The sequence below is a fragment of the Cobetia sp. 1CM21F genome (genome assembly GCF_023161745.1).
Lineage (GTDB): Bacteria > Pseudomonadota > Gammaproteobacteria > Pseudomonadales > Halomonadaceae > Cobetia > Cobetia amphilecti.
Map to the genome: position 1 here is coordinate 1116958 of NZ_JALNTQ010000002.1, position 19466 is coordinate 1136423.

The 19466-nt window shown below is 64.4% G+C and carries 15 protein-coding genes; 10 read left to right on the top strand and 5 right to left on the bottom strand.

Going from position 1 to position 19466, the window contains the following annotated elements; translation table 11 throughout:
- Position 1: 1 nt before the first annotated feature.
- Positions 2-1246, top strand: a complete 1245-nt coding sequence (locus MSG32_RS10455; RefSeq protein ID WP_248379448.1) for a hypothetical protein — start codon at positions 2-4, stop codon at positions 1244-1246.
- Between the two features lie 176 nt (positions 1247-1422).
- Here MSG32_RS10455 and MSG32_RS10460 read toward each other — a convergent pair whose 3' ends face one another.
- Both MSG32_RS10460 and MSG32_RS10465 read right to left on the bottom strand, forming a co-directional pair.
- Complete coding sequence (locus MSG32_RS10460) at positions 1423-3249, bottom strand: SEC-C domain-containing protein (protein WP_153635197.1); 1827 nt, start codon at positions 3247-3249, stop codon at positions 1423-1425.
- A gap of 143 nt (positions 3250-3392) precedes the next feature.
- Positions 3393-4331, bottom strand: a complete 939-nt coding sequence (locus MSG32_RS10465) for a homocysteine S-methyltransferase family protein (protein WP_248379451.1) — start codon at positions 4329-4331, stop codon at positions 3393-3395.
- 267 nt (positions 4332-4598) lie between these two features.
- Here MSG32_RS10465 and MSG32_RS10470 point away from each other — a divergent pair, with 267 nt between their 5' ends.
- The 3 genes from MSG32_RS10470 (at position 4599) to MSG32_RS10480 (ending at position 9862) form a co-directional block, all read left to right on the top strand.
- A complete protein-coding gene (locus tag MSG32_RS10470) occupies positions 4599-6506 on the top strand; it encodes a hypothetical protein (protein WP_043332458.1) in 1908 nt (635 codons plus the stop codon).
- A gap of 69 nt (positions 6507-6575) precedes the next feature.
- Entirely contained in the window at positions 6576-8723 is a 2148-nt protein-coding gene (locus tag MSG32_RS10475; RefSeq protein WP_248379454.1) for a DNA topoisomerase III, read from the top strand.
- A 92-nt stretch (positions 8724-8815) separates the two neighbouring features.
- Positions 8816-9862 carry a 2-dehydropantoate 2-reductase gene (locus tag MSG32_RS10480; RefSeq protein ID WP_248379460.1) on the top strand — a complete coding sequence of 349 codons (1047 nt, stop codon included), beginning with the start codon at positions 8816-8818 and terminating at the stop codon, positions 9860-9862.
- 231 nt (positions 9863-10093) lie between these two features.
- Here the strand turns inward: MSG32_RS10480 and MSG32_RS10485 are convergent, their stop codons facing one another.
- Genes MSG32_RS10485 through zwf form a run of 3 tightly spaced genes read right to left on the bottom strand, consistent with a single transcriptional unit; the run spans position 10094 to position 12997 of the window.
- The gene (locus MSG32_RS10485) at positions 10094-10756 is read right to left on the bottom strand and encodes a bifunctional 4-hydroxy-2-oxoglutarate aldolase/2-dehydro-3-deoxy-phosphogluconate aldolase (protein ID WP_043332465.1); all 663 of its coding nucleotides are present in this window, start codon (positions 10754-10756) and stop codon (positions 10094-10096) included.
- A gap of 56 nt (positions 10757-10812) precedes the next feature.
- Positions 10813-11505, bottom strand: a complete 693-nt coding sequence (pgl, locus tag MSG32_RS10490; protein ID WP_248379462.1) for a 6-phosphogluconolactonase — start codon at positions 11503-11505, stop codon at positions 10813-10815.
- A gap of 1 nt (position 11506) precedes the next feature.
- Positions 11507-12997 carry a glucose-6-phosphate dehydrogenase gene (gene zwf / locus MSG32_RS10495; RefSeq protein ID WP_043332469.1) on the bottom strand — a complete coding sequence of 497 codons (1491 nt, stop codon included), beginning with the start codon at positions 12995-12997 and terminating at the stop codon, positions 11507-11509.
- A 390-nt stretch (positions 12998-13387) separates the two neighbouring features.
- On the opposite strand from zwf, the gene MSG32_RS10500 reads away from it, so the two are divergent.
- The 6 genes from MSG32_RS10500 to MSG32_RS10525 all read left to right on the top strand — a co-directional run bounded on the left by MSG32_RS10500 (position 13388) and on the right by MSG32_RS10525 (position 19462).
- Positions 13388-14245: a MurR/RpiR family transcriptional regulator gene (locus MSG32_RS10500; protein WP_043332471.1), complete on the top strand. Its 858-nt coding sequence runs from the start codon at positions 13388-13390 to the stop codon at positions 14243-14245.
- A gap of 220 nt (positions 14246-14465) precedes the next feature.
- Positions 14466-15347 (top strand): putative selenate ABC transporter substrate-binding protein, encoded by an 882-nt coding sequence (locus MSG32_RS10505; protein ID WP_248379463.1) that lies wholly within the window; start codon positions 14466-14468, stop codon positions 15345-15347.
- Between the two features lie 4 nt (positions 15348-15351).
- A complete protein-coding gene (locus MSG32_RS10510; RefSeq protein ID WP_248379464.1) occupies positions 15352-16080 on the top strand; it encodes an ATP-binding cassette domain-containing protein in 729 nt (242 codons plus the stop codon).
- On the top strand, positions 16070-17629 hold the full coding sequence (locus tag MSG32_RS10515) for an ABC transporter permease (protein ID WP_248379465.1): 1560 nt from the start codon (positions 16070-16072) through the stop codon (positions 17627-17629). Before MSG32_RS10510 ends, MSG32_RS10515 begins: the two co-directional genes overlap by 11 nt.
- A gap of 73 nt (positions 17630-17702) precedes the next feature.
- The gene (locus MSG32_RS10520; RefSeq protein ID WP_248379466.1) at positions 17703-18989 is read left to right on the top strand and encodes a cation diffusion facilitator family transporter; all 1287 of its coding nucleotides are present in this window, start codon (positions 17703-17705) and stop codon (positions 18987-18989) included.
- A 170-nt stretch (positions 18990-19159) separates the two neighbouring features.
- On the top strand, positions 19160-19462 hold the full coding sequence (locus tag MSG32_RS10525) for a hypothetical protein (RefSeq protein ID WP_043332474.1): 303 nt from the start codon (positions 19160-19162) through the stop codon (positions 19460-19462).
- The last annotated feature ends 4 nt before the right edge of the window (positions 19463-19466 follow it).

A 19466-nucleotide genomic window follows, 5' to 3' on the forward strand; every position in this document is an offset into this window, starting at 1 on the left:
AATGCATGTGATCCTGTTGGCGGACCGCCTCGGCCAGGAAGTCGCGCCGATTGACCGCCGTTACTCACCGGCGCTGCTGCCGATTGCTGGCCGCAGCGTACTGGAGCGCAACCTCGACCTGCTGGTCGGGCGAGGCGTGACGCATATCAGCCTGATCATCGCCCGTGACCCCGAGTGGTTCCGGGCGCGTATCGCCGATGGCTCACGCTGGGGCATCGATCTCGACATTCTGCCGATGCCCGGCGAGCGAGATCCGCGCGAGCAGATCAAGCGACTCGGCGCCATGGCTGCCCTGCCCGCCCCGGTACTGCGTGCCGATGTGCTGCTGATGCCGGAGTGGTTCAAGGATGACAGCCTCGCGATCAGCGAGCAGGCCATGGCGTCGGGCGCGCCGGTCTGCCATCCGGCCAGCGTGGCAGACCCGTCGCTCGCTCGCCTGCACTGGCCGGAGCTGCGCGACAATCCTGGGCTGGGGCCGGCCCTGCTGGCCTCGCTGTCGCACTATCACGCCCTGGTGATGCAGGCACTCGATGCCGATGACTCAGGCCTGACACCGCATGGCGAACGCGGAGTATTGCCCGGCGAGCAGGACCTGCACCACGTCTACTACGCCGCCGGCGCGACACGCCTGGAGGAATCGCGCCTCACTGGCGGCTTCGCCGGCATCACCACCCATGTGGAGCCCGGCGTGCTGCTCAAGGGACACTGCTGCCTGGAACAGGGCAGCTACGTGGAAGAAGGCGCCATGCTCGAGGACTGCGTCATCCTGCCCTTCACCCGCGTGCACGGTGGCCAGCAGGTCAACGCCGGCATCCTGTTCGAAGGCGAGGCGCTCGACAGGACGGCCCCGCACTGGCTCAAGGACCGCCGTCAGGCAGGCGCAGCCTCGCAACGCGGCGTCGCCTACCGCAACCCGGCACGCCCCGAGTGGCAAGAACGGATTCTGGCGGCCCTGATCACTCTGGCCACACGCCCCTTCGGCTCACGCTACAAGGATCTTCGCCATCGTCTGCGCCAGGTGCAGGACAGCCGCATGCGGCTTTTCGGGGCACTGCCCGAGCGCTCGCCACCGCCACTGGACAGGGTCGGCATCAGCAGTGCAGGCGCCATCCAGCCCCCGGATTGGCGCGCCACACCGGATGCCTTCGCCGCGACGCTGGAGGCCATCCAGGTCGGCCAGACGCCGGGGCTACGCGGTGCCATTCGAGAAGCCTGGCGACTGCGTCAGCAAGGCAAGCAGCAGTGATCGCACCTGTTCGCGCTTCCCCCTGAGTCCGCCTCGCGATGCAAGGCAAGACACGAAAAAACCCCGCAGTGCCGTGGCACTGCGGGGTTTTTCATACGGGCCTTGTCACACGAGGTCTTGTCATGCGAGCGCTTGCGATCACTCGTCAGGCAGCATGAGCGGCCTTTGACACCGGCTCAGCGATGCTTGGCCAGCCAGGCAAGCGCGCCTTCGCTGCGCTTCCACTGGTCGCGCATCAGGGTGCGGTACTGCCAGGCCTCACCACGCGTGCCGGGTTCCGGCGCTTCCACCGCCAGACTCACCGGCCGCGGATGCTCCGCCAACAGCAGGCTTATCAGATGCGAATTGGCTTCCCGCACGATCTCGAGTGCCTGCTCGGCGTCCTTGTCGCGACCCAGTCGATAGAGCGCCAGCACCTGGCCCATCAGGATGCCCAACAGCGGCATTTCCTCATCGACGGCACGTCGCTCGATATCATGTTCGGCGAGGGTCACGGCCTCGTCGTTGCGGCCTTCGCGCAGCAGCTGATCCAGCACCAGCTCACGCAGGCCGAGGCTGTCTTCCTCGTCGAGCTTGAGCAGGCGCTCCGCCAGCTGGCGCGAACGCTCGCGCTCACCGCGTTCCATGCCGATCACCAGCCCCAGCCCACAGCGCAGCAACTGGGCGTTGTCGCCATCTTCCCAGCGCAACAGGCCGCCGGCCTGTTCGATCTGATCGAGCCAACGATCGAAGCGCTGTGCCAGCGGCACGAAGAAGGTATCCGACATCCACGGCAGGCTACCGAAGCGACTGGCCAGCGCCAGGATCAGCCCCTGGCACACCGCCGGAACGTCCAGCCATTCGGGGCTGGCGCACAGCTGCTGCAGCCACTCGTTGGGGTCCTGGACATCCCAGGGATCGATATCCAGCGCCAGTGCCGCCTCTTCCTCGATACGCGCCGGGAAGACCGCCTCCCAGAGCCCGAGTGTCACGGCCTGCTCCGCATTCTGACGGAACAGCAGACTGCCATCTTCCTGCGTTTCCAGCGCCAGACGCGGCGGATGCTCGATCACCTCGAACAGCGCCTGCAGGGCGGCCAGTGAATCCGACAGCGACTCATCGGAATTGACCATCTGCTCGGCGAGCGTGGCACGCGGGTTTTCGGCCAGATCCGCCAGGAATTCCAGCTGACCGGGCTCGATGTCCTTCTGCTTGGACAGACGACGCCACCAGAAGCGCGCACGATCCTGCGCCTCTTCCGGCTGGCCCTCGTGCAGCAGCAGCATGGCTTCGATATACGCCAGCGTCGGCGAATCGGGCAGCGTCTGCTGGGCACGAATGAAGGCGGCGCGCGCCGAGCCCAGGTCATCGCTGTCCAGATGCAGCAGACATTGATGCTCCAGGGCGACGCCGCGCAGGAAGGCAGGGCCGCGCTCCAGCACCTCATCGAGCAGCAGCGCCTTCTTGCGGGTGAAGCCGCGCTCCTGATAGAGATCCAGCAGCAGCTCGAAGCCAGGCTCGGCCTGCTCGGGCAGACGCGACCAGTCGCTGGTATCGAACAGCGCCTCCATGATCTGCTGAGCCCGACCGCGATTGCCGCTCTCGGCGCTGATCAGCCCCGCCTCGAGCAGCGCCTGCGCCGGCGCGAGACCAGAGGCCAGCGCCGCCTTGAGCTGTTCACCCTTGAACTCGCGCAGCGACAGCATCCACATCAGGTGGTCCGGAATCGCCGGCAGCTGCACCTTGTCGCAGCACTGCTTGTACTTGCGACCCGAGTCACACCAGCAAGGCTCGTTGCGTCCGGGCGGTGCCAACGACTCGCGCGCGAAATCGAGTCGCACCAGCGGAGTCTGGCTCCACAGCACCGGCGCCAGCGCTACCGCCAGCGCTTCGTCGCCACCGCTGTAGTTCACGCCCTCCGAATGCGCCCACTGCATGAAGGCAGGAAAGGATTCATCGGCGCGGATGGCATCAAGTGCCCCACTGGCGTAACTCAAGAGCCGTTCGACCCACTCGGCAAGCATGGCATCTCCCTAAAAAAGCGTTTCACAGCTCTGCAGGCACCGCATCCCGGTCGTCGCCTCGGCGTTTCCTCAGGCGCGATGCCCGTCAGAACCTGCGAATCAAGGGGCGAAGTCTATCACGAGGAAGCCTCGCCCCTCATCGTTCACTCACTCAAGCGGCTGACGCAGCGATAACCTGCTGACCTGAGCTGTTCGGCCAGGCAGGCGATATGCGCCGGGCCCACTTCGCAGCAACCACCGACGATACGAATGCCGGCATTGACCCACCCCAGCGCATGCGCCGCGTACTGCTCCGGCCCCAGGTCTTCGCGTGCCTTGAGGTCCTTGACGGTGCCACCGGGGTTGAGTTCCGCGATGGAGGTGAAGCCATTGGCATAGGCACCGGTCGGCAGCGGGCTGGCCAGCAGATTTTCCAGACTACCCTGAATTGCTTCCGGCGCGCTGCAATTGATCAGGATCGCGTCCACGCCCATCGCTTGCAGCATGCTGATCGCGTCTGCCAGCGGCTCACCGCTGCGCAGGGTCGCGGTCAGGTCATCCTTCACCGTCAGCGAGACCCACACCGGCAAGCCGCTCTCGAGTGCGGCGGTGGCGGCGGCGCGAGCCTCGACGCAGGAAGACAGCGCCTCACACAGCAGGATATCGGCCAGCGGCGCCTGCAATTCCACCAGCCGGCGATAGCTGGCCAAGGATTCGTCAGCACTCGGCGCGACATCGGGGCGATAGGTGGCGACCAGCGGCGGCAGGCAGCCCGCCACGCGCACGTCCGCCTCACCACTCAGGGCGATGGCATCCCGCGCGGCCTTGCCAGCGGCGGCATGAATGGCCGCGATCGACTCGCCGACACCCGCCAGACCCAGACGCTGCGGCGTGGCCGTGTAGGTATTGAGCGTGATGACGCGCGCGCCGGCACGAATGAAATCGAGGTGCAGATCACGCACCAGCTCAGGCTGATCCAGCATCACCTGAGACGACCACAGCGGCGTCGGCTCACGACCGCTACGACGCACCAGTTCCTGGCCCATGCCGCCGTCCAGCAGCACGACTTCAGCCCCGTCACCTGCACCCTTTCCTGCTTCCAAGTCTCGTTCCACACAACCTCCAGAGCTTTTTGATGTCCTAGCGTGAGCCTGACGACCTGGCGAGACCCGCTGGCCAGTCAGTGGCGGGCGAAATTCTACCACGCTCGACCCGCTTGCGGCCCTTGCTCACTGGAGCCAAAAGGCTGCCCAATGCTACTGTTGACGACACCCTTTGCCCCGCGCTGCGCTCGAGGCTCGTGCTCACGAACCTCTCGGCAGCCCCTGTCGTGCCAGAAGCCCCACCCCGTTCAATCAAGGAAGCCTGCCTTGCTGTTGCCGAGCCCCTTTCGTCCCCGAGCCAACACTGCCAACGACGCGCCCCAGGTGCGTCTGGAGCGTGAGGGCCGCGACGAGATTCGCCGCATTACCCAGGCCGTGGAGCGTGTGCCCTGGTCGGTGAGCCTGATGCAGATCCTGTGGACCGCAGGCCCGGTGACGCTGATCGGCGCCTGGGGTGGCTATCTGCTCGGTTACGGCAAGGAACCGACCTTCGAGAACTACATCTTCTTCATCTCCTACACCGTCATCACCGGTGTCGCGGGTATCGTGGCCAACATCGCCCACAACCTGACCAGCTCACGGCGCTATGACCGTACCGAAGCCAAGATCGAGCGGGTCATCGACACCGTGCCGGAGCTGATCCTCGCCACGCGCAATCTGATCGTCGAGAGCCTGGAAGGCGATGCCCGCCGGCGTGAAGCGGCGGCCATGCTGCTGCGCAAGCAGGACCTGGCGCCGGAGGGGGTCGAGCTGGCGGCGCTGGAGCTGCTCGATGACCGTGATGCCGCGCGCATCATCAGCCAGATCGACGTCTACCGTCGCGTGGGCCTGCATGCGCGTATCCGCGACATGAACAGCCTCAACCGCGAATGGCTCGAGCCCCAGTTCAATGAGCTGGCCGAGCTGGCCCCCGAGGCCATCGGCCTGCTGCGTGAGCGCTTCGAAGGCCGCGCGCCCGACCTGCACAGCGGTGTGCCGCGTGACGAGAACTTCATCGAGCGTGTGCTGGCGGCCATCGAGCAGGACAACGACCTGCTGATGACCCTGCAGGACGTGGAGGAGATGCTGATTCTGGCCTTCGAACTGATCAGCGGGCGCAAGATTCCGCTGCTGACCTTCGAATACCGAGGCCGCTGGAAGCTGGCGCGCGCGCTGGACAACCTCGAGCATGCCCGCTCGCGTTATCGCATTCGTCAGGCCACCGGCCTGTCACGCCTCAAGGCGCTGACGGTCTATCTGGCCGAGCAGTCCGGCACCCTGGTGGAGGATGCCGCCTCCGGCCTGCGCGCCGAGGTACTGCTGGAGCGCTCAACCCAGGCGATGGACGCCCTTGCCGAGCAGGTGACGCATCTGGCGATCGCGGTCAATGAAGGCGATCGTGAACATCGCGCCGCGCTGCGCTCGCGCGCCGACATCCTCACCAACGCCATCCGCCTCTACAAGACGGTGACCAATGCCTACGAGCAGGTCGGGCGCAGCCACGCCGTCTTCCTCAAGATGTCCAAGCGCTGGGAAAACATCGCCTCGCAGATGTCCGATGACGCCACCCGCCTGCGGGTCGGTCCGGGCCGTCGTGGTCTGCGCATCCAGGAAAAGACCATCGCGCTGGACGATGAAGCCAAGGCGGAGGTCTGCAAGCATCTGGCCGATCACTTGAACGAGAGCCGCATCAAGCGCGTCGACAGCGAGATCGCCTATCAGGCGCGCGAGACGGTGCTGCGCGTCGGTGTCGACAAGGCCAAGGCGATGGCGGTCGAGATCGCCCTCGCGCTGGAGCCCCACATACACCTGTCACGCCCGGCCGTGCAGCGCGCCATCAATGGCTCCAACGCCGCCTATTTCGGCCAGCTGGAGCCCAATCAGTCCGCGGCGGCCAAGGCGGCCCTGGGCAGCGCCATGGTGCGCGAGATCGACGATGACCTGTCACGCACCGCCGAATCACTGGCCATCGCGCTGGTGCGCCACTACCGCGTCGAGCTGGAGCCGCTGGCCATCGAGTTCCTGCGCGATACCTTCGGCGCCCGTGAAGCGACGCTCAACATGCTCAGCAACTATCAGCCCGCCGACCACCACCCGGTCAGCTATCTCTCCAATCGCCCCCCGCTGATCCAGACCGCCAACCGCGACTGGTATCGCGCCCTCGTCCAGGCGCGTCGCGCGCTCGACGACGATTGATCCCCGCCTCGGGCCAACGGCATACTGTATGGATCATCATATCGACAGCCTTTGACCGCAGGATGCCCGATGCGCCTGATCATCGCCGAAAAGCCCAGCCTCGCCCGCGCCATTGCCGAGGCGCTGCCCGGACGCTCAAGCAAGCGCGACGGCTATATCGATGCCGGTGACACCCGTGTCACCTGGTGCATCGGCCACCTGCTGGAGCAGGCCCCGCCGGATGACTACGACGAGCGCTTCAAGCGCTGGTCGCTGGACCACCTGCCGATCATCCCCGAGCAATGGAAGCTCAAGCCACGTAGCCAGGCGCGCGGTCAGCTCAAGACCATCCGCGAGCAGCTCAAGCTGGCCGATGAGGTCGTGCATGCCGGCGACCCCGACCGTGAAGGCCAGCTGCTGGTACAGGAAGTGCTGGAGCACATGCGCTGGCGCGGGCCGGTCAAACGCCTGCTGATCAGCGACATGAACCGCCCCGCCGTCAGCCGTGCCCTCAACAAGCTGGACGACAATCAGCGCTGGCAGCCGCTCTATGAAGCCGCGTTGGCGCGCCAGCGCGCCGACTGGCTGTACGGCATGAATCTGACCCGCGCCTGGACATTGACCGGGCGCCAGGCCGGCCACGACGGCGTATTGTCAGTAGGCCGTGTGCAGACGCCGCTGCTGGGGCTGGTCGTGCGCCGTGACGAGGAAATCGAGGCCTTCGAGCCTCGCGCCTTCTTCCCGCTGTGGATAGAGGCTGGCGTGGCGGCGGGCAGCTTCAAGGCCTGGTGGCATGCGCCCAGCTCACCCTGGCTGCAACGTCTGGCGGACAAGGGCACCCCGCTGCCACTCGATGACAAGGGGCGCCTGCTGGATAGCCGTCCCGCCGAGCGCCTCGCCCGCCATCTCGCGACCTTGACCACCCTCGGCGATGGCCATGTCGAAAGTGTCGAGGCCAGCGACAAGTCACAGCCCGCGCCGCTGCCCTATTCGCTCTCGGCGCTGCAGGTCGATGCTGCGCGCCGTTTTCGCCTGCCCGCCCAGAAGGTCCTCGACACCTGTCAGGCGCTTTACGAGCGTCATCAGCTGATCACCTATCCGCGCTCCGACTGTCGCTACCTGCCGCGCGAACATCACGCCGGCATGGCCAATCTGATGATCAGTGCCTGCGTGGGTGACCGTGAGCTTGAACGCTTCAGTGGCGGCGCCGATTTCAGCCTGCGCTCGCGCGCCTTCAATGACAGCAAGGTCAGCGCGCACCACGCCTTGGCGCCGACCGGGCGCGAGCCGGACTATGCGCGCCTCTCGCGCGATGAAGCCAACCTCTACCGCATGATCACGCGCAACGTGCTGGCCCAGTTCTATCCGGCCTATCGCTATCGCGAGGTCAAGGTCGAGCTGCGCTTCGCCAAGGAGCCCTTCCGCGCCAGTGGCCGCAGCGTGATCGACGAGGGCTGGAAGGTGCTGTTCCAGCGCGCTGCGGGGGCCGGGGAGACAGCTGATAAGCAAGACTCTGACAAGAAGGCCTCAGACAAGAACGCAGCCGCCGATGACAAGACCCCGCCGCCACTGCCCGCCCTGACGGAAGGCGAACCGGCCTGCGTGCTCGACTGCGGTATCGAGGAGAAAGAGACCCGCCCGCCGGAACCCTTCAATGACGCCAGCCTGATCCAGGCGATGATGAACATCGCACGTTACGTCGAGGATGAAGCAGTGCGGCGCACGCTGCGCGATGTGGATGGCCTGGGCACCGAGGCGACACGCGCCGGCATGCTCGAGACCCTGATCAATCGCGGCTATCTGGTGCGCGACGGCCAGGCGATGCGCTCGACGCGTATCGGTCGCGCGCTGATTCATGCGCTGCCGCCTGCCGTATCGCGTCCGGAGCGCACCGCGCAGTGGGAGCAACGCCTGAGCATGATCCACGAGCAAGGCGACCCGGCGGCACCCTTCCTGAGCGAGCTGATCGTGGACCTGCGTGCGCTGCTCGCCGATAGCTCCGCCAGCCGCTTGAGCACGGCACTGGCCAGCGTCGGCGGTGCGACACCCGCGCCGCGCAAGGGCGGCGGCAAGGGCGGCTCGCGTCGCAAGGCCACGTCCTACAAGAAGCGCGCCTCTGGCAGCTCTTCTGGCAAGGCAGCTTCTGGCAGCACTACTGACGGCGCTTCTCGTAAAAGTGCCTCATCCAGGAGCCCCCGCAAGCGAGCGACTGGGTCACGGCGCAAGACCGATAGCTGACAGCGGGTCAGGTGAAGTACAACCGGCCTCCTCTTGCGCTCACGCACTGCTCTGCTCTGCTCTGCCCTGCTCTCCATGACAAGATGACGAATATGCACACAATGACTGATCCGGAAGATAACTGGCTGTGGATCATCGGCCCGGGGGCCATCGGGCGCCTGCTGGCGGCTTCGCTGATGGCGGCACGCCAGCGAGAGCTTCGTGCGCAGGGAGTATCCGCGCTACCACGTGTCTTGCTGCTGGGGCGTCAGGCAATGGCGGGGCAAGCAGTCGTGCTCGACATGACCACGCCGGAATCGCTCATTGTTAGCGCAAGGATAAATTATTCAACAATTGACACGCTGCAAGGCTCGTCATCTAGAAAGCCTTCTGCCATCTGGCTGACGACCAAGGCCCACGGCGTACCCGCCGTCTGGCAGCAACTGGCACCACATATCACGCCCGAGACTCCCGTGATCTGCTGGCAGAATGGCCTGAGTGCTCAGCCGTGGCTGGCCGAACGCCACGCCAACCTGCTATGCGCCAGCACCACCGAAGGCGCCTGGCTGCCAGCCGAGCCTGGTGCAAGCCCGACGCCTGACGCTGACTCAACCGCGGATGACCTCCAGCACCTTGGCGTGCAACACGCCGGGCGCGGCCACACCTGGCTGGGCGCATGGCAAAGTGACGGCGACGGCGATCCCGACAGCCAGTCCCACCAGGCCGCTCTCATGCAATGTGACTGGCTCAAGGCTGCAGGGTTTGCGTGCGAACAGACACCGGACATCCAGACTCGCCTGTGGCACAAGCTGGCGATCAATGCGGCGATCAATCCCCTGGTGGCACGCTATCGCATTCGCAATGGCCAGCTGCGCGACCGGCCATTTGCCCCGATGGTGCGCCAGGCGGTCGAGGAGATCAGCGCGGTACTGGATAGCAAAGGCATCTCTGCCCCGAGGGAAGGCTGGCAGGCGCTGGTCGAACAGGTCATCCGCGCGACCGCCAACAATCGCGCCTCGATGCTGCAGGATGTGCTCGCCGGTCGCCCTACCGAGGTCGAGGCGATCCTTGGCCCGTTGCGCCTTGCCGCCGCCCGACATGGGCTGGCCCTGTCCTTGCTGGATGATCTCTACTGTCAGCTGAGCACGCCGCAGCGCTGAGACCGGCATCACAACCAGCCCAGCGACTCCAGCCAGACAAGTTAGCCTCGCCTCTCTCCCAAGATGACGCGCATAAAAAAGACCCGCCTCGCGAGAGACGGGTCACAAGCAACAGCCAAGCTGTCGAGAGAGAGCAGTACTGGCAGCCTGTCAGCCTCAAGCACGAGGGCGTGCATGACGTTGGCAGGCAACCGCTGGATCAGTGGCCAGCACTCATCCAGATATCAGGCTTCAGCGGTGGAAACGCTCTGAGGCTTCACGCGCCAGCTCGCGGATACCATCCCAGTCACCCGCATCGATCAGTTTCTGCGGCGCGACCCAGCTACCACCGACACACATCACGTTCTTGAGCGCGAGGTAGTCAGCGGCGTTGCTCAGGGAAATGCCGCCAGTCGGGCAGAAGCGAGCTTCGCTGATCGGGCCACCGAAGGACTTGATCGCATTGACGCCGCCCGCGGCTTCCGCCGGGAAGAACTTGAAGCGACGGTAACCGTACTGCCAGCCCGTCATCAGCTCCGAGACGGTCGCGACACCCGGCAGCATCGGTACGCTGCTGGTCACGCCGTATTGGTACAGCGCTTCGGTGGTGCCCGGCGTGACGATGAAGTCGACACCCAGCTCTTCCACCTGGCGATACTGTTCCGGCGTCAGCACGGTGCCGGCACCGATGCTGGCGTTGGGCAGCGCTTCACGCATCAGGCGGATGGCTTCCAGCGCGCAGTCGGTACGCAGCGTGACTTCCAGTACGGTCAGGCCACCTTCGTAGAGGGCCTTGCCCAGCGGTACGGCGTCCTCGATGCGCTCGACGGCGATCACCGGCAGCACGGAGGCTTTCTGGCAGATGCTGTCGATCTCGGTGGTACGAGTCGACGGAAGCTGTTTTTCAAAGCTCATGGCGTTCTCCTTGTGCCGCGGCCAGCCTCCCTTGTGGCTGGCCGCGGCCGATGTGATCAGGGGGCCCAGTAAAGCGCCAGCGGCGCGGACAGGAAGGCACGAATCGGCAGTTCACTGACCGCCTCGACGTCGCTCAGCGCGCGCGACAGCACGGCCTGCTTGTCGATCCCCGTGAGATGAAGCACGGTACGACGCGTCTGGCGCAGACGCTCGAGAGACAGCGTGATACGCGCCTGCGGCACGCTGGGTGCACGCATCGGCACACAGCAATCCGCACTGGTGAGCGCCTCCTGCAGACGGTCACCATCCGGGAACAGCGAGGCCGTGTGGCCATCGCCACCCATGCCGAGAATCAGCGCGGAAGCCGGCCAGGGGAGCGCCGCGATGCGAGCACTCACTTCTGCGCAACCGTCTTCCGGCTCTGCCTCGGCGTTGGTCAGCGGATGGAAGGTGGCGGCACTGGCCGCACCGCTCAGCAGGTGCTCACGCACGAAGCGTGCATTGCTGTCATCGGCGTCTTCGCTCACCCAACGCTCATCGGCGAGGGTGATATCGACCCGCGACCAATCCAGCGGCTTGTCGCGCAGCGCGGCAAACAGCGGCTTGGGCGTGGAGCCGCCGGAAACCACCAGCAGCGCACGCGCTGACGGATCAACGTCGAGATCAGCACGCAAGGCGGCGGCCAGATACTCGGCGAGAGAGTGTGCGGTCTGTACGCGCGGGTCCTGCTCAGTCACGGTGGCGTTCATCTCAATACTCCTCATACCAGCTGCGACCGTCGCGCGTGATCATCGCGATCGAGGAGACGGGGCCCCAGGAGCCGGCCGGATAACGGCGCGGTGTGGCGGCGCGGGATTCCCAGCCATCGATGAGGGTATCGACCCAGCGCCAGGCGTGTTCGATCTCGTCACGACGCACGAACAGATACTGCTGGCCCTTGATGACCTCCAGCAGCAGACGTTCGTAAGCTTCCGGAATACGGCGCTTGGGGAAGGCGCTATTGAAGTCGAGATCCAACGGGCCCGGGCGCAGACGCATGCCCTTGTCGAGACCGGAGTCCTTGGTCAGCACCTGCAGGGAGATGCCTTCGGACGGCTGAAGACGAATGATCAGCTTGTTGGCCGCCAGCGAGCGCTGGTCCGGATCGAAGATGTAGTGCGGCTGCTGACGGAAGTGGATCACGATCTGTGACAGCTTCTCCGGCATGCGCTTGCCGGTCCGCAGGTAGAACGGCACACCGGCCCAGCGCCAGTTGGAGACTTCGGTCTTGAAGGCCACGAAGGTCTCGGTCTGGGATTCGGTGTTGGCACCCTCTTCCTCGAGGTAGCCCGGCACGTGTTGGCCGTCGACGGCGCCCGCGATGTACTGACCACGCACCAGATCCGTGTTGAGACGCTCGCCTGTGATCGGGCGCAACGCCTTGAGCACCTTGACCTTTTCGTCACGAATGGCGTCCGCATCCAGGTTGGACGGCGGGTCCATCGCGATCAGACACAGCAGCTGCAGCAGGTGGTTCTGCACCATGTCACGCAGCTGACCGGCCTGATCGAAGTAGCCCCAGCGCCCTTCGATGCCGACCTTCTCCGCCACGGTGATCTCGACGTGGGAAATCTGGTTCTGATTCCACTGGTTGCCGAACATCGGGTTGGCGAAGCGCAGCGCGATCAGGTTCTGGACGGTTTCCTTGCCCAGATAGTGATCGATACGATAGATCTGGGATTCGTGGAAGACGGCGCCGATCGCGTCATTGACGACGCGCGAGCTCTCCAGATCAGAGCCGATCGGCTTCTCGACCACGACACGCGAGTGCTCGTCGAGGCAGCCAGCCGCCTGCAGATTGCTGCTGATGTCGCCGTAGATACGCGACGGTACGGACAGATAGATCATCAGCGGGCGCGGCGACGGCTTGCCCTTGGCATCCACACGCCAATCGGCGATCGCGGAATAGCCTTCCACGGTGCTGAAATCCAGCGCCGCATAGCTGATGCGAGAGAGGAAGCGCTCGATGCATTCCTTCTCGAGGTGTTCCGGCTTGACGCGCTCCTTGAGCGCCGCCTGCACGGTGTCCTTGAAGGATTCGAGGCTGACATCCTGACGCGCCAGACCGATCAGGCGGGTTGCCTTCTCGAGCAGACCGTCACGGTCGAGGTGATAGAGGGCTGGATATAGCTTGCGCTTGGCGAGGTCGCCCAAGGCGCCGAACAGGGCAATATCCACGCCCGGAATGATGTCGGAACTCATGCCGCCGATTTCTCCCGTCGAAACTGCCCTGTATGCCGAAATGACCGACAAGGTGGGCGACTTCGAACCCGCTTCCTGGAAGGCTGCGCAGGCTGGCGCGGCGAGGAGAGGCTCGAATGACACACGGCACCGGGAAGGCGTTGGCGATACATGGCTGGTTATATTAACAACAAATGTAGCGATAACGCCGCTGTCACTCAAGACAATTCGCCCCACAAATAGGTAAACTTACCTAAAAGTGGTAGTCAGCGGCGCTTTCGCTTTCACCTCGTCCTTCGCGCCCCTGGATCATCAAGTGACCCAAAGAGATGCTTGGCCTACCAGACGAGTGAGGCTAGGATGCCCAGATTACGTAGTTATTTCACTACACAATGGCAGGGTAACAGGCGAATGGCAGTACACGACCTCATCAATCGCATCCGTGAACGTCTCGACGAGCTCAATCGCTCCGAGCGCAAGGTCGCCGACGTCATTCTGGCGGACCCGGCTGCGGCCACCGGCATGAGCATCGCGGCGCTCGCTCAGGCCTCACTGGTCAGTGAGCCGACCGTCAACCGCTTCTGTCGCAACTTCGATGCCAAGGGCTTCCCCGACTTCAAGATCAAGCTGGCCCAGAGTCTGGCCGGCGGCACGCCCTATGTGTCACGCAGTGTCGATCAGAACGATGATGCCGCCGCCTATGGCGACAAGATTCTCGGCGCCACCGTGGCCGCGCTCGACGATGCCCGTCGCGCACTGGACCCCAGACGCATCGAGCGCGCCGTCGACTACCTGAGCCAGGCCAAGCAGATCTGCTTCTTTGGCCTTGGCGCCTCAGGTCCGGTCGCGGCGGATGCCCAGCACAAGTTCTTCCGCTTCAACCTGCCGGTCATGGCCTATGAAGATGTGCTCATGCAGCGCATGGTGGCCGCCGCCTGCCATACCGGCGACGTGATCGTCATCATCTCCTACACCGGGCGCACCCGCGAGCTGGTCGATATCGCCAAGCTCGCACGCAGCAATGGCGCCGCGGTACTGGGCATCACCGCACCGGACTCTCCGCTGGCGCGCGAGTGCACCGAAGTGCTGGAAGTCATGGCGCCGGAAGACACCGATATCTATATGCCGATGACCTCACGCATGATCCACCTGGCCCTGATCGACGTGCTGGCCACCGGCGTGACGCTGCGCCGCGGAGAAGACTTCCAGCAGCATCTCAAGAAGATCAAGGACAGCTTGAAGGACACCCGTTTCCCACCGGAGTCTTGAGCACTCGCCAGCAAGTCATCAGCCCCAGCCGCGGCAAATGAGCTCTTCCTGCGCAGCCATTCAACGCGCTACTGACTCTTCAGCGTCACTTGAGCGATCCTTCAGGCATGGCGCGGGGCTTGCACCTGCGTGATCAAGACACAACAATACGCGCCATACCCCCTGACATGCGGTGTTCGCCGCATGATGTCTCATGTCGTGAATGCTGAGGATGCTTCCCATGCGCTGGCTGGCCACTGCTGCTCTGACCCTGATTTCCGCCCTTCCCGTGACCATGAGTCTGGCTCAGGCCGACACCTTCAAGTTCACGGCGATTCCGGATGAAGACGAGTCACGCCTGGTCGAGCGTTTCGACAAGGTCGCCGACTATCTGGAAGAGAAGCTGGGCGTCGATGTCGAGTATGTGCCGGTCAAATCCTACAGCGCCGCCGTCAGCGCCTTCCGCAATGATCAGATCCAGATGGCCTGGTTCGGCGGCCTGACTGGTGTTCAGGCGCGTCAGATGGTGCCGGGCTCCGTCGCCATCGCCCAGGGCGTGGAAGACGCTGCCTTCCGCAGCTACTTCATCGCGCGTCGCGACCTCAAGCTGGCCGGCGATGCCGCCGAGCCGCTGGACGCCCTGCCCGACTCCCTCGAAGGCCACTCCTTCACCTTCGGCGCCAAGACCTCCACTTCAGGCCGCCTGATGCCGGAATACTATCTGCGCGAGCAGTTCAAGCAGGCACCGGACGCCCTGTTCAGCCGCGTCGGTTTCTCCGGCGACCACTCACGCACCATCGCACTGGTCGCGGCCGGCACCTACGACGTGGGCGCGGTCAACTTCGCGGTGTGGGAAGCGGCCGTCAAGGACGGCAAGGTCGACCCGAGCAAGGTGCAGGTGCTGTGGCAGACGCCGGCCTACCCGGATTATCAGTGGACCATTCGTGGCGATGCCGACAGCCACTTCGGCGCGGACTTCACCGCCCACGTCACCACGGCCCTGCTGGACATGAAGGACCCGGACCTGCTCGAGAGCTTCCCGCGCTCCGGCTTCATTCCGGCCAGCAACGATGACTACGCGCCAATCAAGACCGTCGGTGAACAGCTCGGTCTGCTGCGCTGAGCTCATGACCCAGGAAACACCCTCTCCACTGCTGCACCTTTCACAGGACCACCTCGGCCATGGCGCCGAGGTGGTCTTGCGTGATCTGGATATTCGCCTCCTGCCGGGTGAGCGCATCGCCCTGCTCGGTGCCAGTGGCGCAGGCAAGTCCACGCTGCTGGAAGCCCTGCGCGCCGCGCTGCAACAGCGCGACGTAGCGGCCGCCTGGTGCCCTCAACGCCAGGGGCTGGTGCCGCAATTGTCGGTCTACCACAACATCTTCATGGGCCGGTTGGACCAGCACTCACGGCTGACCAACCTGTTCAATCTGCTGCGCCCGAAACCGGCCCACTGGCAGGCGGTCGCCACATTGTGCGAACCACTGGGGATCGCCGGCCTGATGGAGCGCTCCGTCGAGGCGCTTTCCGGCGGTCAGCGCCAGCGTGTCGCCATCGCACGCGCGCTCTATCAAGGCCATGATCTGTTCCTCGGTGACGAGCCCGTCGCAAGTGTGGACCCACATCAAGCCAGCCAGTTGATCCAGCTGATTCACGCCCGCCACGCCACCAGCGTGGTAGCGCTTCATCAGCGTGAGTTGGCACTCACTCACTTCACGCGCGTGATCGGGCTTGGCAAGCAGGCTGACGGCCAGGGGCGCGTGCTGCTGGATGTCGCGACCGACGGGCTGGCGCCCGGCGACCTGGACTTCCTGTACCCCGCTGCGGCGACCCGCGAGTCATCCGATGTCAGCTGACCCCTCCACCATGACGGCAGAGCTGCGCCATCCCCCTCGCTGGTGGCAGGCACGTAGTGACGGTGCGCGCCTGTTGCGCCTCGGTGGTGGTCTGGTCATCGCCATGCTGGTACTGGCTCCCTTCGCCGATCTCTCCGTTACCTCGCGCGATCCCTGGCAGGAATTGGGTCGTATGCTGGCGGGCCTGGCGTCGCCGGCTCCCGGCGCGCTGGAATCCCCGCTGCACGCTCTGATCCTGACCATCGCCTTCGCACTGTGGGGCACCCTGCTGGGCGCGTTGATCGGGCTGCCATTGGCATTGGTCTACTCTCGCTCACGCTTGCTGCGGGGCATCTGTGCCGGGCTGCGTGCGGTGCATGAGCTGTTCTGGGCGCTGCTGTTGCTGCAGGTGTTCGGGCTATCGGCCGCCACGGCGCTGGCCGCGATCACGATTCCCTATGCGGCGACCTTCGCCAAGGTCTATGCCGAGATTCTCGAACAACTGCCGCAGGCGCCGCTCAAGGCATTGCCCTATGCCAGCTCGCGCGCGATGCGCTTTGTGTATGCTGAACTGCCGATGGCGTGGCGGCGCATGGCCAGCTACACCCGCTATCGCTTCGAATGCGGACTGCGCGCCAGCGTCCTGCTCGGTTTCGTCGGCTTGCCCACGCTGGGCTTCTATCTGGAAAGCGCCTTTCGCGAGGGCCGTTACGCCGAGGCGGGCGCTCTGCTATGGATCTTCTATCTGCTGATCGCCACGCTCCCATGGTGGGGGCACCGTCGGGTATTGCCGGTACTGGCCATCGCCAGTCTCTGGTGGCTGGGGCCATGGCCCGATGTCAGCCCGACCCTGCTGTGGCGCTTCATCAGCCATGACATCTGGCCGGCGCCGCTGGTCAATGCATCATTCGAGTCGCTGGTCTCGGGTAAGCTCGCGACTGGCCTGCTGCAGTGGGCCAGCCACCTGCCCGATCTGCTGCCCGCCATCGGCAATACCTTGCTGCTCGGCCTGCTGGGCACCGCCGGCAGTCTGCTGATCGCCATGCTGCTGTGGCCGCTGGCCAGCCGCCATGTGGGCAATCGTCTCTCGCAACACTCGACCAACGGCCTGCTGATCTTCCTGCGCACCACGCCGGAGTTGATACTGGCCTTCATCCTGCTGTTGCTGTTGGGGCCCTCGCTGCTGCCCGCCTGGCTGGCGCTGGCGCTGCACAACGGAGCGATCATCGCCTTCCTGTGTGCTCGCCATGCCAACCAGATTCAGCCGCCTCCCAGCCGCCCGCAGGGCAAGTTCGAATGCTGGCTCTATGAGCTCAACCCGCGTGTCGCTCCCGGCATGTTCGCATTGCTGCTCTACCGCGCCGAGACCATCATTCGCGAGACGGCCATTCTCGGCATGCTGGGGGTGGTAACGCTGGGCTTCCATATCGACTCGAGCTTCGAATACCTGATGTTTGATCAGGCATTTGCCTTGCTGGTGCTCACCGCCATACTCAATATCGGCGTTGACAGCCTCGCGCGGCGCCTGCGCCCCAGCGGCGAGATCTCTGAAGACAGCTGCGTGCGCTGACTTCTGCCCGGCCTGCGCAGGAGTAGGCGCTGACTTCATGACGCACCCGACTCCCCTTTGAGCGAGCCTTCCCATGCCTCAATCGTCACCCGCAGATGCTGCCAGCACGGCAAGCGCCAAGCGTGAAGCACAGCGCATCACCTTGATCGGCGCGGCGCTGGATGGCGTGCTGGGTGTCGCGAAGCTTGTCATCGGCAAACTGGTCGGATCACAGGCACTGATCGCCGATGGCATCCATTCCCTGTCAGACCTGGTGACGGATGCCTTCGTGTTGGTGGCGACTCACTACGGCCGCCAGGCACCGGATCGCTCACATCCGTGGGGGCATGAGCGCATCGAGACGCTCGGCACCCTGGTGCTCGGCAGCCTGCTGCTGGCCGTGGCGGGCGCCATTGGCTGGGAAGGCATCCTGCGCAGCTGGGAGCTGATGTTCGGCTCATTGACCATTCCGCTGCCCGGCGCGCTGGGCATCGGCATCGCGATCATCTCGCTGCTCGGCAAGGAAGGTATCTTTCGCGCCACGCTGAAGGTCGCGCGCAAGCAGAAATCCAAGCTACTGGAGGCCAATGCCTGGCACTCGCGCAGTGATGCGCTCTCCACCGTGGCGGTGCTGATAGGCCTGATCGGTACCCAGCTGGGGGCCAGCTGGCTGGATGGCATCGCGGCGGTCATCGTTGGCGTCATGGTGGGCAAGATCGGCGCCTCATTGGCCTGGGAGGCCTCACGCGAACTGATCGACACCGCCCTGCCACGCGAGCAGCAACACGCCATGCGTGAGTGCTTGCTGTCACTGCCGGAGGTGCGTGGTGCGCATGACTTGCGCAGCCGCACGCTGGCCGGCCGTATCGTGCTGGAAGTCCACCTGCTGGTCGCGCCACGCATCAGCGTCTCGGAAGGCCATGCCATCGGTCATCACGCCGTGGCTCGCCTCAAGGCCGAATTCCCCCAGCTCAGTGATGTGCTCTATCACATCGACCCTGAAGACGACTCGCATCTCGGCCAGGCTAGCCTGGCGCAGCCCACGCGGCAGCAGCCCCTCCCCCTGCGCAGCGACATCATCGCCGCACTCGAAGAATGCTGGCAGCAGTCACCCCTCTGGCAGGCGCGCAGTGGCCTTACACTGCATTACGTCAATCATGCCACCACATCTGCTGACACCGACTCGTCGGCCCCGCATGTGGATATCCTGCTGGAGTTGCCGGGTTGTGCTATGGAAGCCGCCTCAGAAACAGCTCAGCAATGTAACCACGACGCTGATTCACGCAACGCATCAATCGCCGAGATGGAACTCCTCGCAGCGGGTCTTGAGTGGTTTGGCAAGCTGGAGATCGGTGTGATGTCACATATCCACCAGCGCTGACGTGTGGGTTACACTGCAGGTAAAGGCAGACATGGTTTCATGAACTTCAGAGACAGGCTTGGGCTGGCCTCCACCGTTCAAAAGCGCTCAAGAGAGTTCCAGGCATCGTCATCTAGACCAGAATTCACGCTGAACTCAAAGACAGACATCCACCAGACAAGGAGCACGCCATGAGCAACGCATCCGGCGAAATGCACAAGACACGCATCATCAGTGAGCTGAAAGGTTTCATCCGCAAGCTGTTGCAAGACCCAAAGATTCTCGAGCAGTCACTGGTCGTGGCGCGAGCGCGCCTCAAGGAAGGGGCAGAACAAGGAAAGAATGAGCAAGCGGTGCTGGCTATCATCGCCAACGAGATTTCTGACACTACCAGCATCCATATCCCGGAAGACCCGGCGGAGCACTCCGATGCGGACAAGCTGTTTTTGGAGCTGCTGAAGGACGTGGTAGAGGAAGAAGAAGCACTTTATTGAACTC